Origin of the sequence: Paenibacillus sp. EKM206P, from assembly GCF_011066155.1 — a bacterium.
GTDB lineage: Bacteria > Bacillota > Bacilli > Paenibacillales > Paenibacillaceae > Paenibacillus > Paenibacillus polymyxa_D.
Window position 1 is genome coordinate 150,231 of record NZ_JAAMNQ010000002.1, and the last position, 12,879, is coordinate 163,109.

Annotated in this window: 17 protein-coding genes; 6 read left to right on the forward strand and 11 right to left on the reverse strand. The window is 44.6% G+C overall.

The window, feature by feature from the left end; genetic code table 11:
• Nucleotides 1-27: 27 nt before the first annotated feature.
• Together G9G53_RS04385 and G9G53_RS04390 are read right to left on the reverse strand one after the other, a co-directional pair.
• A complete protein-coding gene (locus tag G9G53_RS04385) occupies nt 28-1,032 on the reverse strand; it encodes a sensor histidine kinase (protein ID WP_029518849.1) in 1,005 nt (334 codons plus the stop codon).
• The gene (locus G9G53_RS04390) at nt 1,025-1,720 is read right to left on the reverse strand and encodes a response regulator transcription factor (protein WP_029518848.1); all 696 of its coding nucleotides are present in this window, start codon (nt 1,718-1,720) and stop codon (nt 1,025-1,027) included. The genes G9G53_RS04385 and G9G53_RS04390 overlap by 8 nt, the downstream gene beginning before the upstream one ends.
• Before the next feature lie 190 nt (nt 1,721-1,910).
• On the opposite strand from G9G53_RS04390, the gene G9G53_RS04395 reads away from it, so the two are divergent.
• On the forward strand, nt 1,911-2,540 hold the full coding sequence (locus tag G9G53_RS04395; RefSeq protein WP_029518847.1) for a YfbR-like 5'-deoxynucleotidase: 630 nt from the start codon (nt 1,911-1,913) through the stop codon (nt 2,538-2,540).
• A gap of 174 nt (nt 2,541-2,714) precedes the next feature.
• Entirely contained in the window at nt 2,715-3,701 is a 987-nt protein-coding gene (locus tag G9G53_RS04400; protein WP_029518846.1) for an aldo/keto reductase, read from the forward strand.
• Between the two features lie 155 nt (nt 3,702-3,856).
• On the opposite strand, the gene G9G53_RS04405 is transcribed toward G9G53_RS04400, so the two are convergent.
• The 7 genes from G9G53_RS04405 to G9G53_RS04435 form a co-directional block, all read right to left on the reverse strand.
• Nucleotides 3,857-4,156 (reverse strand): spore coat protein, encoded by a 300-nt coding sequence (locus G9G53_RS04405; RefSeq protein WP_165145579.1) that lies wholly within the window; start codon nt 4,154-4,156, stop codon nt 3,857-3,859.
• Nucleotides 4,153-4,362, reverse strand: a complete 210-nt coding sequence (locus tag G9G53_RS04410; RefSeq protein WP_029518844.1) for a hypothetical protein — start codon at nt 4,360-4,362, stop codon at nt 4,153-4,155. The genes G9G53_RS04405 and G9G53_RS04410 overlap by 4 nt, the downstream gene beginning before the upstream one ends.
• Nucleotides 4,363-4,394: 32 nt before the next feature.
• Nucleotides 4,395-5,531 (reverse strand): zinc-dependent alcohol dehydrogenase, encoded by a 1,137-nt coding sequence (locus tag G9G53_RS04415; RefSeq protein ID WP_165145582.1) that lies wholly within the window; start codon nt 5,529-5,531, stop codon nt 4,395-4,397.
• Complete coding sequence (locus G9G53_RS04420) at nt 5,528-5,908, reverse strand: spore coat protein (protein ID WP_039272188.1); 381 nt, start codon at nt 5,906-5,908, stop codon at nt 5,528-5,530. The genes G9G53_RS04415 and G9G53_RS04420 overlap by 4 nt, the downstream gene beginning before the upstream one ends.
• Before the next feature lie 40 nt (nt 5,909-5,948).
• Nucleotides 5,949-6,200 carry a hypothetical protein gene (locus G9G53_RS04425; RefSeq protein WP_039271973.1) on the reverse strand — a complete coding sequence of 84 codons (252 nt, stop codon included), beginning with the start codon at nt 6,198-6,200 and terminating at the stop codon, nt 5,949-5,951.
• Between the two features lie 72 nt (nt 6,201-6,272).
• Nucleotides 6,273-7,811, reverse strand: coding sequence for an FAD-dependent oxidoreductase (locus G9G53_RS04430; protein WP_165145585.1), 1,539 nt, complete (start codon nt 7,809-7,811; stop codon nt 6,273-6,275).
• Nucleotides 7,812-7,989: 178 nt separating this feature from the next.
• The gene (locus tag G9G53_RS04435) at nt 7,990-8,613 is read right to left on the reverse strand and encodes an acetate uptake transporter (protein ID WP_069290703.1); all 624 of its coding nucleotides are present in this window, start codon (nt 8,611-8,613) and stop codon (nt 7,990-7,992) included.
• 264 nt (nt 8,614-8,877) lie between these two features.
• Here G9G53_RS04435 and G9G53_RS04440 point away from each other — a divergent pair, with 264 nt between their 5' ends.
• The 4 genes from G9G53_RS04440 (at nt 8,878) to G9G53_RS04455 (ending at nt 11,607) form a co-directional block, all read left to right on the forward strand.
• Nucleotides 8,878-9,537 carry a hypothetical protein gene (locus G9G53_RS04440; protein WP_165145588.1) on the forward strand — a complete coding sequence of 220 codons (660 nt, stop codon included), beginning with the start codon at nt 8,878-8,880 and terminating at the stop codon, nt 9,535-9,537.
• Between the two features lie 70 nt (nt 9,538-9,607).
• Nucleotides 9,608-9,964: a nucleotide excision repair endonuclease gene (locus tag G9G53_RS04445; protein WP_039271971.1), complete on the forward strand. Its 357-nt coding sequence runs from the start codon at nt 9,608-9,610 to the stop codon at nt 9,962-9,964.
• A 109-nt stretch (nt 9,965-10,073) separates the two neighbouring features.
• Nucleotides 10,074-11,018: a helix-turn-helix transcriptional regulator gene (locus tag G9G53_RS04450; protein WP_029518836.1), complete on the forward strand. Its 945-nt coding sequence runs from the start codon at nt 10,074-10,076 to the stop codon at nt 11,016-11,018.
• Nucleotides 11,019-11,085: 67 nt separating this feature from the next.
• A complete protein-coding gene (locus G9G53_RS04455) occupies nt 11,086-11,607 on the forward strand; it encodes a DinB family protein (protein WP_080658672.1) in 522 nt (173 codons plus the stop codon).
• Here G9G53_RS04455 and G9G53_RS04460 read toward each other — a convergent pair.
• Together G9G53_RS04460 and G9G53_RS04465 are read right to left on the reverse strand one after the other, a co-directional pair.
• Nucleotides 11,540-12,076, reverse strand: coding sequence for a Crp/Fnr family transcriptional regulator (locus tag G9G53_RS04460; RefSeq protein WP_029518835.1), 537 nt, complete (start codon nt 12,074-12,076; stop codon nt 11,540-11,542). The genes G9G53_RS04455 and G9G53_RS04460 overlap by 68 nt on opposite strands.
• Before the next feature lie 36 nt (nt 12,077-12,112).
• A complete protein-coding gene (locus G9G53_RS04465; RefSeq protein ID WP_165145591.1) occupies nt 12,113-12,853 on the reverse strand; it encodes an SDR family oxidoreductase in 741 nt (246 codons plus the stop codon).
• Nucleotides 12,854-12,879 lie beyond the last annotated feature (26 nt).

Genomic DNA, 12,879 nt, shown 5'->3' on the forward strand with positions numbered 1-12,879 from the left:
AATACATAAAAGCATGTGACATCTCTGTCACATGCTTACCACACTCACGAAATCATTTCGTTTGGGAAAAATTAAAGTGAAGGTTGTACCTACGTTCGGTTTGGAGTGCACATCTATATGTATGAGCAAGGTTTGTGCTGCCTTTTTCGTTAAATATAACCCCATACCCGTTGAAGTGTGATCAGAATGTTGGGTTGTGGAGGTAAAACCTTTCTCGAAGATACGCGGTATATCCTTCGGATCAATACCGCGTCCAAAGTCTTGAACCTCAAGCTGTATTCGATCCCTTTGTTCATAGCTGTGAATGATAATATCACTGGCATCGCTATATTTGATGGCATTGGTTAAGAGCTGTCTGATGATAAAAGCCAGCCATTTGGCATCACTCAGCACTTCCATGTGCTCAAGTTGGATGTCAAAACCGATCCCCTTTTGGATGCACCATGACTGTAATGCTTTGATCTCTTTAAAAACCAGAGATTTTAAATCCACTTGCTCGACATACAGATCATTTTCAATAAAAGATATTCGTTTGTGATGGAGCTGCTGATCCAGCAGTAAGTGAATTCGTAGCCATTCATAGGTTAACTGAGCTTTTAGGGACTTGTCGTCCAACCGCTCAATCATCAAATGCATGGTGGTCAAAGGTGTTTTTACCTCATGAATCCAGGATAATAGTTCATCTTTTTCATGTTCAAGTGTCAATTGATTTTGCGAGATGATCTGTTGTAACCGTTCGTTCTGGCCCGTGATTTTTTGTTCAATGATTTGCTCAAACGGACTCTCCGGTTCGCCTATACCCGTTAGTTCAAGAGAACTCTCCCATTTTTCTAGTGTGGTATAGAACTTGGTTTCCTTGGGATAACGAATGATTAAAAAAACCAAGAAAATCATCATAGATAAGAAGACGATATAAAGAATCGGCATTAACGGAATTGCTGCATCCACATAAGCAATGAACAGGATCAGGAATTGCTGACACACAAACAGTAGAATCCAGCTCCGCCTCTCTATAAGGTATTTTTTAATCATAGGCAGGTGCCTCTTCTGTAGCCATGTAGCCTTGCCCGACTTTCGTTTCAATGAAACGGCCCAAATCCAGCTCGTCCAATTTTTTGCGCAGGCGGTTCAAGTTGACGGTCAGGGTATTGTCGCTGACAAAACGTTCATCATCCCAGAGGCTTTTAATTAATTCCTCACGTGCAACAATTTTATTTTTTTGTTCGATCAGCAGCTTCAAAATAAAAATCTCGTTCTTGGTTAATTCGATGGAGCCAGTCTCATTGGCTACTACATTTTTTTCATAGTCGACCGTTGCGCCACACCATGTTTTAAGGGAGACAGGTTCTGTATTGTAATTATATACGCGGCGGAGTGTCGCCTGTAATTTGGCAATGAGTACATCAAAATGAAACGGTTTTTGGATAAAATCATCCGCTCCAAGCTGCATCGACATCACCATATCCGTAGGATGATCCCGTGAAGATAAGAAGAGGATGGGGACGTTAGAGTGGGATCGAATCATTCGACACCAATGAAACCCATCAAATTTCGGCAATTGAATATCTATCACGACCAGATCAGGCTTTATCGTTGTGAATTCCTGAATGACTTTATTAAAGTCCTGGATGCCATACACATCATAGTTCCATTGAGTTAACCGATCCTTCATTTCATGGAACAAAGTTTCATCATCTTCAATTAATAAGATTTTGAACAACGAATTCACCACTTTATATTTTTTTCAGGATTTTGCAAATTCCTCTTTTATAAAGTGTATAGCAAAAATTGTGTATATGCTACATGTGTGAATTCCACTTGATATTGCGATAATCTGCTGTTAATAGTTGAGGTTTATAGTGGGATTTAGATTGACTATCTCATATATATATTAAAGGATGGATGCAATGATGGGGATTCACACGTATTTTCGGTCGCTAAATGAGCTGGAAAGAATCATCCGTTGTCCGGGTAAGTTTAAATTCGAGGAACACAGCGTATCGGCACATTCTTGGAAAGTCGTACAATACGCCAAAACGCTGGCTGATATTGAAGAGAGAAATGGTGTCCGTATTGACTGGAAAAAGCTATACGAGATTACGAGCAGTCACGATTACGGGGAGATTTTTATTGGAGACATCAAAACGCCAGTTAAGCACTCCTCTAAGGAACTACGATTATTAATCCAACAGGTCGAAGAGGGTATGATTGAGTATTTTATTGAAGAGAATATTCCCGAGGATTTTAAGGCTATTTTTCGCAAACAGCTAAGGGAAGGTAAAGATGATTCTGTAGAAGGTTTAATCCTTGAAGTTGCGGACAAGATGGATCAGGTATACGAAGCATTTGCAGAACTTCAGCGGGGAAATACGGAAAAAGAATTTATAGTCATGTACCGTAATGCACTTGTAAAAATCAAGAATATTCAATTACACTGCGTTGAGTATTTTTTGGAAAATATCCTGCCCGATATGGTCAAGGAAGAAACGCCTTCATCCATTGATATCAAGAAGATTACGGAAGAGGCTTTAGCTCTGTAAGTGAATCTCCCTACCGTCCAGAAGCTACCGACCGCTTCTGTTCATACATAATAATTCTCGTTTCAAAACGAGACAATGCTTGACTTCAAGTTAACTTTAAGTAGTAACATACGGAATGTGACGTGGTGCTTAGGAAATACGATGACTATTCTGACAATTTAGGAGTGATAGAAATTGAAAAAGAAACAACTGGGTAACAGTGACCTTCAAGTATCTGCACTGGGTCTGGGCTGCATGGGAATGTCCGAATATTACGGTGAGTTGAATGAGCAGGAGTCGATCAAAACACTTCATCGTGCGCTGGAGCTAGGGATAAACTTTTGGGATACTGCCGATGTCTATGGTGTGGGGGAAAATGAAAAACTGATTAGCCAAGTCCTGCGGAGCCGCCGCGACGAAGTCGTATTAGCCACTAAATTTTCCATTATGCGTGGGGAAGATGGCGCATTTATGGGTGTAAGTGGCCGTCCCGAATACGTAAAAGAGGCATGTGATCGCAGCCTGCAAAGACTGGGTGTAGATGTAATTGATCTGTACTACCAGCATCGTGTTGATCCGAATGTGCCTATCGAGGAAACAGTTGGTGCGATGAGTGACTTGGTTCAAGCGGGAAAAGTCCGCTATTTGGGGCTGTCCGAAGCTTCTCCTGGGCTCATTCGACGCGCTCACAAGGTACATCCGATTACAGCGCTGCAAACGGAATACTCCTTATGGAGCCGAGAAGCAGAAGATGAAGTTATACCGGCGTGTAAGGAACTAGGCATCGAGTTTGTGGCCTACAGTCCACTTGGACGCGGCTTTTTGAGCGGACAAATTCAGAAGTTTGATGATTTTGCAGAAGATGATTTCCGTCGCTCTGTGCCACGTTTTCAACCTGAGAATTTCCAGAAAAATCTGGATCTCGTGCAGCATGTTAAGGACCTTGCCGCCCAAAAAGGGGTCAAACCTTCTCAACTGGCGTTGGCATGGCTGCTTGCGCAAGAGGGAATTGTACCGATTCCAGGAACCAAGCGGGTTACGTATTTAGAGGAAAATGCAGGATCCGTCGATGTTGTTTTATCCGCACAGGAAATGGAAGCTATTAACGCAATTATTCCAAAAGGAATGGCAGCGGGTCTTCGTTATCCTGCAGAACGGATGCCGAATTGGCAAGCCGAATAATTAAGATAACATGTTAATCCCAAAAGCCGTCCTTAACGCGTATCGACGTGAAAGGCGGCTTTGTGGGTTTACATATACTGCTAAGGGTGTGCTTTTAAAATCCCCAAGGGACGTCTTACGGTCAGGAATGTACGACCGAAGTGAGCGTCCTATCTTTATAAAACAGGGGCTTGCAATGCAGTATTGATATTTTGTAGATCCATCGTAAGCTGCTCTTTTACGTTCCATGGGTGATACCAGCCACGTTCGATCATGTATGTTAAAATCTGCTCATGCATATCAATAGCCTCATCCAGTTGCTTCGTAAGAATTGCCTTAATTTCTGGAGTTCCCGCTTCTGTTACGGCCATAGCGTAATTTCTCACACCGCTTTTGGCCGCGTTCAGAAAATCGGCTGCAATGACTTGGTCCGTTAAGGTATGCAGTCCGGTCAAATGCTCCAACAGTGTATTCATGGCTTAACCTCCTGTGAAATGGCTTGATCTAAGAGGGTACCGAGTTCTTGTAATTGGCGGGTCGATAAGTCAACATCCTGCTGTAATATAGCTTTGAGAGTTGGATCAGAGATTAATGCTTGCATGGTTTTAGACTTGGTAAGACACACTGTTTTGAACGCTGACAATTCATGGACTTCAAGTGTTTCGTGCAGGCCATACACCATATGACGTTTACCTCCAATGCTCCAATATATAGTTAAGGTTTAAGTACAACTTTGATGCAATTGTCCTGTCTGGTATCAAAAATTTCATATCCACGTTTGGCGTCGCTTAACGGAATGACGTGTGTAACAACGTCTCCTGGGTCCACCTTTCCCGTATCAATCAGCTCATACATATAAGGCATATAGTGAATAACAGGTGCCTGTCCCGTACGTAAATTAACATTTCGCTGAAAAATGTCTCCCAAAGGAAAACCGTTATATCGTCCGCCGTATACACCGGTAACTTGAATGGTCCCGCCTTTGCGGACAGCTTGTGTAGCTATGACCAATCCTCCTAAAGCTCCACCGTGAAGTTTGAGACCAGAAGCCAAGGATTCTAGCGGAGACATTTTACCGCTCATGCCGGAACAATCAATAACTACATCCGCACCTCCTTTGGTCATCTCCTTCAGGTAGTTGCCGATGTTTTCTTGCGATTCCACATTAACAATCTCCACATGATTTGTACGCTTCGCATGTTGCAGACGATAATCCAGGTAGTCTGCCGCAATGACTCGTTTTGCCCCTTTGAACCAGGCGAACTTCTGGGCTAGCAGACCTACCGGTCCACAGCCAATAACAATGACAGTATCCCCCTTCTTTACTCCGGCATTATCGACGCTCCAAAATGCAGTAGTCATGGCATCAGCAATCAGGCAAAGCTTCTCGTCAGGATGTTCACAACTCTCCGGAATTTTGAAGTGAGTGAAGTTGGCAAAAGGCACACGTAAATATTCAGCTTGTCCACCCGGATATCCACCAGTTGTTCCTGAATAGCCGAAAAAACCGCCCATTTCTCCATGCTCATTAGAATGATCACACTGACTTTCCAATTGGTTTTTACAATAAAAGCATTCACCGCACGCTATGTTGAACGGAATGATCACGCGGTCTCCCTTTTTCAAGTTGGTTACCCCGCTGCCGACTTCTTCTACAACCCCCATCGGCTCATGCCCAATTACATAATCCTCTTGTAGATTCGGAATCATTCCATGAATGAGATGCAGATCTGAACCACAAATAGCGGTTGTCGTCAGTCTGACAATCGCATCGTCGGCTTTTTGAATACTTGGGTCCGGAACCTCTTTAACCACAACGTTTTTGATACCTTGGTAGGTCACTGCTTTCATGCCTGGTTTCCTCCCATATGTTCGTCCGGCGTGCGATCAAACATACCCTTGCGGGTGGTATCGTCTGGGAACAGTTTCATTTTGCTGATGTCCACCGTCTTGTTGGCTGATAGTTGATCCAATTGATACTGCTTTTGCAGATCATAAGGATGAAACCATTTTTTTCGTACCATAAGATCAGTGATTTCCTGATGAAGAGCGATGCCTTGATGCAGTTGATTGCGCAACAGAGTTCTGGCATCTGGAGAGACGGTTTCCGTCAAGGCTACGGCTGTATTTCGAACTCCTTCCTTGACGCGAATCAGAAAATCCATCGCTAAGGTCGTGTCTGCCATTTCCGGCATGTTTAATGAGTTTTTTGGATCCACATAATCCATTTTAGCGGACTGGGTCTGATCTAATGTCACATCATTCACCTCAATTTAAAATTGGTGTTGGTCGGAATTCTGGAACAGGTGCCTGAAACGGTGCTTTAACATACAATGCTTGCAAATCGGCAATAGCTTGTATAGATTGCTGAACATCTTTTTCCATTAGATCCTTTAGCTCTTGATCGAATACCAAGCCCTGCATTAATTTGGACTTGGCTAAGCATAACGTTTTAAAATTAAGCGCTTCGTGGATTTCTAAGGACTCATGCGCCGCTAATGTAGACTGTTGGTTTATCATCGGATCACCTTTCTTTTATGTTTCTCAAAGGTATGTTATCCAGCCTAACTAGGTTTATTCGAAAGGATCGTGCTATTCGGCTTCAACCTTGCCAAGTGCTTTTTTGGCCGGTCCTTCAATGACTTCGCCTTGATATGAAAAGCGAGAGCCATGACAAGGGCAATCCCATGTTCTTTCCGCTTCATTCCACTCGACTTCGCAACCCATATGGGTGCATGTCGTGTCCACTAGGTGCAATGCTCCTTGTGGGTCTCGGTATGCGCCTGCTCTTTTGCCGTTTACCCGGATGACCGACCCTTCGTCGTGTTCCAGTTCTTCGGCTTTTTTGTAGCTGATGTCTAACTTTCCAGCAATCAAATGTTTAGCCACATTTGCATTTTGAGTTACAAATGTTTTAATGTCGGGGTCCATATGAAACCTTGAAGGGGAGAAAAGATCCTGGTAGGGGCTTTCCTCTCTGGTAATCAGATTCGTATTTAATAAGGCTGCCGCTACACTTGTGGTCATCCCCCATTTTCTATAACCCGTAGCAACGAGGATGTTAGAGGTGTTGGATAGTTCCTGCCCAATATAAGGGAGCTTGTCTAGCGTATACAAGTCTTGGGCCGACCAGCGATAAACGATCTCCTTTAATCCAAATGTTTGCTCCGCGAACTTTTGTAAAGCTTCATAGTACTGGAAAGTACAGATTCCTTGTCCTGTTTTGTGACCTTCCCCACCGACGATAACCATTGGTTCTCCGTTTACCATTACGGAGCGAAGTGAACGTTTTGGGGTTTCTGCACTTAGATACATACCACCTGGATAGATTTTATCGGTTTTGACCGCGAGTACATAAGACCGCTCGGCATGCAATCGCGCAAAATAAAGACCGTTGGGATCATTGAATGGAAAATGTGAGGAGGATACGACATGGTTGCAGGTAATTTTCTTTCCGTCGCTGGTTGTAATGATGGCAGGGTTTCCTTTTTCCACATCTACAACGGTGGTTTGCTCATAAATTTCCCCGCCCTGACGGATGACTTGGTTTGCCAAATATCTTAAGAAAGGTACAGGATTAAACTGGGCCTGGTTTTTCATCTTAATAGCTGCTTTAGTTGAAAACGGCAGAGGCGTTTGTTCGACATAACTTCCCGGGATGCCAAGTTGCTCGTAAGCTTTATATTCGTCGTCGATTTTTCCAACGTACGTATCTTCACATGTATAAACGTAGGCATCTTCTTCTGTAAATTGACAATCAATATTAAACTCTTCTACCGTTTGTTTGATAAATTGAAGAGCGTTGTGGTTGGCTTCGTAATAGAGCCGGGTTTTTTCCTTGCCAAAATGGGAAATAAACTCGCTGTAGATCAAATCATGCTGTGCGGTAATTTTGGCGGTAGTATGACCGGTTGTCCCATGAAGTATCCGCCCTGCGTCGACGACGGCGACGTTTAATCCTTTTTTAGAAAGTAAATAAGCAGTGGTAATACCGGTAATCCCCGCACCTACAATGGCAACATCCACCTGAATATCCTCACTAAGTTTGGGGAAGTTAGGGATGTCAGTGGAAGCTAACCAATACGATTCGGGAAATTGCGGAAATGCGATACGAGATTTGCCTTGTGTCATTTTTACAAAAACCCCTTTGTATACAATTTATGTATATTGTTATCATTGTGGGGTTTTATATTCACTAAACGACTCTCTTTAGTATTTTTTTGATACAGGAGGGAGTGATGGAAAAGAAACAAAGCCGTCCTTAACGCGGATCGGCGCGAAAGGAGGCTTTGTGGGTTTAAATATGCAGCTAAGGACGTGGTTTAAAAATACCGAAAGGACGTCCTACGGGCAGAAATGTTCGGCCAAAATGTGCATTCAGAACGGCAGCTCCTGTACCGTACAGCGAGAGTAGACCAATGCCCATTTCAGCATAAGCGGCGATGGTATGGAACACCTCTGGGGCAACGCCGAATGCATCGAAGCTAAGGCCGAGGAATAGAAAATCAATCAACACAAAAATAAAGAATAGAACCTTATGCGTCTCCATCGCTCCAATAGTCATGAAGAGCGTAAAGATGAGATAGCCCGCAAAGGCAAAGCCGAGCTGTTTGCCATCTACAGCGGATGCCAGCTCTGAGCCGAACACGCCCATTTTAATCATCCAGCTACTAGCTACGGCTAACCAGAAGAAGGCGTAAGCACCAAATGCCGTCATGCCGAAGGTATTGTTATGTTTTGCATCCTGAATGGAGGCAAACAGCTGTGCAAAAGCACCGAGAAATATAGCCCAAGGAATGATGAAGCTTAAGCCTTCGGTGAGGCCAAGCTTTTGGGATGAAGCCACAAGCGTTACAATAGCCAAGCCAAACAGGCCGATCGCACTCGGATCGGCCGTTATAATTTTTACGTTAGAATGAGATTCATTTTGCATGAAAAAATAGAAGCCTCCAATAATATTCAAGTACGCGTCAATCTGCCGATGCCAGAATCACACTGACATATTGTAACGGAAACCGGCGTGCTCGCATAGTAGGGAATTCATAGATTTCTATCTATTACGGTGCCTGTATTAACGTTATTACGACCATCCTCGATACTGACTGAGGTAAAAGAAATACTTTCAGCTTGCTTTAATCTTGTTTTAAGCTTGACCAGGTACACTCAAGGCAATTTTCCTAGGAAGGATGTATAACAAATGAAGACGAAAAGGGCCGTTTGGATTCCAGCTATGATTGCAGTTACGGTAGCAGTTCTACTCGTCATCTACTATTACTACATGTCATCGCTCTCCGGCGGTGGACCTGGCCCACGGCTATCAGAAGGTGGGTCTACAGGGCCTGTGGGCGTACATCCTCGTGGAGAAGGGCTTGGGGGCAACGGGGAAATATTCAAGACTTTGGGTACGATTTCCGTATTTCTTGGTGCGGCCGCTTTCTCTTGGTTCTGGTTTAAGAAGAAGCTAAGATCGCCATCAATGTTGGTTAGAAGAGCCGGGCGGTTGTTACATTCCCTCCATAAACTTCTGGGTTGGGCGACCTTGATCCTGATTGCCGCTCATGGTATTTATTTTTTGATAACCAAGCTTCAAGATAACAAAACCTATACCGGGATTGCGGGATTTGTCATTCTGCTGGCGATCGCCGGGTATGGCTTCTTCATTAACAAAGTTCGTAACAAGTGGATGCGGACTGTGCATCGTTTGCTCGGATTGCTTTGGGTTCCCGTGTTGCTGCTACATGCTGGCGGATCGGCGATTATGGCGGTCATCGCCAGCCTTGCAGTGGGGGTACTTGTCTGGGTACTGGAAAGAATCGTTGAGAAAACGACGAAGCCTGTTCCAGGGGACACTCCCTGATTATCTTGAATGGTGTTACCGCAGGATTTGTGATAATATTTACACCTATATAGAATGAGGAAGTGACATAGTGATCAATATAACAATTCCAACTCCGGATATCACGATTACCAAACAGGTTAACCCTGAGCTCAGCCATATTTACGGATTTACCGACTTTCACCTGATCCCTAGAGATAAGGCTGGCGTCTTTATGTTTTACAATGCGCAGGAGGAACTGCTGTTCGTTGGTAAAGCAAGAAAGCTAAGACCAAGAATCAAAAAGCATTTTGAAGATAACGTATCGCCGATCAAGGACAAGCGGAATGAGGTTGCGATTATCGAGGTTTGTATTGTAGAAGATGCGGTAGAGCGAGAAATTTATGAAACCTACATTATCAATTCACAAAAGGCTAAATATAACGTTGAAAAAGTATTTTTTAAGTAATGGAGTAACTTCCGCATGAAAAAAAGAGCAATAAGTCGCAGTGACTGTACTGCCCTTATTGCTTTTTTGTATTTCTGCATTTTAGATCCTTCCAGAGAGGGGCCATGGTATGAACAAAACAGATCGTTTGCTAGCGATCTTGCTAGAGTTGCAGCGTAAGGATATTTTACGAGCTGAGGATTTGGCAGCTATATTCGAAACGAGTGTGAGAACCATCTATCGGGATATTCAGGCTCTAAGCGAATCGGGCGTACCGATTGTAGGAGCACCGGGCATTGGATATTCCTTGATGGAGGGGTATTTCCTGCCCCCAGTGAGCTTTACCGCAGAAGAGGCTGTGGCGTTGCTAATCGGGACGGATTTTATCGAACAAAAATTTGATACAGACTACGGTATCAAGGCGCAAACCTCCCGCAGGAAAATTGAAGCCATTTTACCAGAGAGCGTCCGCAGGGAAGTTTCCCGGGTGCGTACAACCATGAGATTACTCGCTGTGGGTGAAGGGGCAAACCATAGAGAGAAAACCTACTTGGAAACGCTGCGTCTTGCTGTATTGGAAAAACGAATGGTACGGTTTGGTTACTCCAAAAGAATGCCAGAGGCTGACGGGAATCGTCAAAGTGTGCGTGTGGTCGCTCCCTATGGTCTGGTATTGCTTCGTGGTTCGTGGGTATTAATCGGGCAATGTGAATTGCGGCAGCAGCTTCGCCATTTCCGTCTGTCACGTATGGACGAGCTTATGGTACTGGAGGACAGGTTTCATTTGCCTGTCGATTTTCATTTGCAGGATTATAAGCAAACCGATGACCGTCATGTGACTGTTCGCATACTAGCACGTTCCGATATCGCAGATAAGGTGAAGGAAGCGAACAACTTTTATATGGAGGCTATAGAGGAGCGTGCAGATGGATTGCATATACTTTTCCGCGTCAGACAGCCGGAGGAATTACTGCAATGGATACTTGGCTGGGGCGCGGATATGGTTGTGCTGGAGCCTGAGTCGCTCCGGGAGCGGATACGTGCGGAAGTGGAAAAAATGTTGAAATGCTACTGACATAATGCTGTCAGTAGCATTTTTGTATAGTAAAGCTACTTTAATAGAGAGGGGCAGTCACTAATATATGAATACAACCGAAACATTGCAGCGTTTTGAAGAAACGGCACAACACTATCTTCTTGAATTGGACAGCTTTAGCTTGGAGCAATTGCAGTACACACCGCAGGAGGACCAATGGTCGCTTGGACAAATGTATCTTCATTTGGTGAACTCTGCTCTGTATATGCACCTGAAGAACATTGATGTTTGTCTACAGCCTAATGGGGAGACAGGGGTTAAAACGGAGGCGGGTACGGCCGTTTTTAATCTAGGAGGGTTTCCGCCCATACGTATCCAAGTTCCACCATCTCCGCAGTATACTCCCCCACAACCGACGAGCAAAGAAGAAATTGTGGAGGGTTTAAATGCTGTGATCCGTAAAATGAGAGAGATTGAGCCGATCGTTGGGAAATCAACAGGGCTTTCTACCGTCTCTCATCCCAGATTCGGCGCGTTGAATGCTGGAGAGTGGTTTTCGCTCATCGAGATGCATTATCGTCATCATCTTTTGCAGAAGGAGCGCTTGAAGCACGCAATAGCCGATTAATCGTCTCCCGGCGTAGCCCGATAAACTGGCCGATTTCCTCCTGCGTCAGCACGTCCGTTAACGTGGCGGGTGCGATGTAGGAGTGGAACCAGCGTTGAAGCTTCCGAAGCTTTTCGGCAGGTGACACCTCGGTGAGCTGGTCAATTCGTTGCTGCATCATGCGCAACTTATCCTGTAGCTGTAAAGCGATAGCCCGACATTGAGTCGGGTCTTGCTCCAGCGCCTGATACCATTCTTTTTGTGACAGAACCTCAACCTCAGAGGTTACCAGCGCGACTGCTGTACCATAATAAGGATTGGGGCTGATCAGGGAGTGGTGCGGGATGATTTCATCGGGCACAATCACATTAACTAAAATTTGCGAGCCGTCTTCATGGACTCGGACAATTTTTAACAAGCCGCTCTTGAGGTGATATAAAGGGCCAGATTCTCCTTGTCGAAATAAGGTCTCACCTTTGTGTAACATCATGAACGTAATAACCTCCATTCCATGTATTCCAGCTTTTTAGATGAACCCGCCATTGACGCGGATTGTCTGCCCGGTAACCCACTGTGATTTGGCGCTGACCAGAAACTCAATCACATCAGCGATATCTTCCGGTTCGCCGAGCCGACCCATAGCATTCATTTTTTTCATGCCTTCGATTTGCTGCTCGGTTTTTCCAGCTTGGAAAAGCTCGGTGTTCACAGGACCGGGAGCCACGGCGTTGATCGTAATTTGTTTGCTTCCGAATTCCTTGGCTAGCTGACGGGTAAATTGCTCCACTGCGCCCTTGGTACCTGCGTATACGCTATAGGTCGGGAACATTTGTCCGATCACGGATGTGGACAGGTTCACGATTCTTCCGTAATTCTCCATATATTTCATGGCTTGCTGACAGGCAAAGAAGGTGCCCTTTACATTCAGTGCGAATTGTTTGTCAAAATCAGCTTCGGTTACCTCAGCCAGAGGTTGGGTGATCATCAGCCCAGCGTTGTTAACCAGAATATCCACTTTACCGAATTCAGCAATCGTATTTGTAAATAATGCTTCAATATCACTCATTTTGCCCAGATTAGCGTGAAGTGCTATGGCTTTGCCGCCTTTTTGAATAATCCTCTCCACGACTTTTTGAGCTTTGTCCGGACTGCTGGCATAATTGATGACTACATTAGCGCCCAGATCAGCCAGTTGCTCGGCAATGGCACGTCCAATTCCTCTAGAGGACCCGGTGATAATTGCTGTTTTTCCGTCCAAATGCTTCATATGTGTTTGGACCTTCCTTCCATATC

Coding starts and splice junctions, on each gene's coding strand:
- G9G53_RS04385 (WP_029518849.1), bottom strand. CDS start 1,032: ATGATTAAAAAATACCTTATAGAGAGGCGGAGCTGGATTCTACTGTTT.
- G9G53_RS04395 (WP_029518847.1), top strand. CDS start 1,911: ATGGGGATTCACACGTATTTTCGGTCGCTAAATGAGCTGGAAAGAATC.
- G9G53_RS04405 (WP_165145579.1), bottom strand. CDS start 4,156: ATGAATACACTGTTGGAGCATTTGACCGGACTGCATACCTTAACGGAC.
- G9G53_RS04410 (WP_029518844.1), bottom strand. CDS start 4,362: ATGGTGTATGGCCTGCACGAAACACTTGAAGTCCATGAATTGTCAGCG.
- G9G53_RS04415 (WP_165145582.1), bottom strand. CDS start 5,531: ATGAAAGCAGTGACCTACCAAGGTATCAAAAACGTTGTGGTTAAAGAG.
- G9G53_RS04420 (WP_039272188.1), bottom strand. CDS start 5,908: ATGGATTATGTGGATCCAAAAAACTCATTAAACATGCCGGAAATGGCA.
- G9G53_RS04425 (WP_039271973.1), bottom strand. CDS start 6,200: ATGATAAACCAACAGTCTACATTAGCGGCGCATGAGTCCTTAGAAATC.
- G9G53_RS04430 (WP_165145585.1), bottom strand. CDS start 7,811: ATGACACAAGGCAAATCTCGTATCGCATTTCCGCAATTTCCCGAATCG.
- G9G53_RS04435 (WP_069290703.1), bottom strand. CDS start 8,613: ATGCAAAATGAATCTCATTCTAACGTAAAAATTATAACGGCCGATCCG.
- G9G53_RS04440 (WP_165145588.1), top strand. CDS start 8,878: ATGAAGACGAAAAGGGCCGTTTGGATTCCAGCTATGATTGCAGTTACG.
- G9G53_RS04450 (WP_029518836.1), top strand. CDS start 10,074: ATGAACAAAACAGATCGTTTGCTAGCGATCTTGCTAGAGTTGCAGCGT.
- G9G53_RS04455 (WP_080658672.1), top strand. CDS start 11,086: ATGAATACAACCGAAACATTGCAGCGTTTTGAAGAAACGGCACAACAC.
- G9G53_RS04460 (WP_029518835.1), bottom strand. CDS start 12,076: ATGATGTTACACAAAGGTGAGACCTTATTTCGACAAGGAGAATCTGGC.
- G9G53_RS04465 (WP_165145591.1), bottom strand. CDS start 12,853: ATGAAGCATTTGGACGGAAAAACAGCAATTATCACCGGGTCCTCTAGA.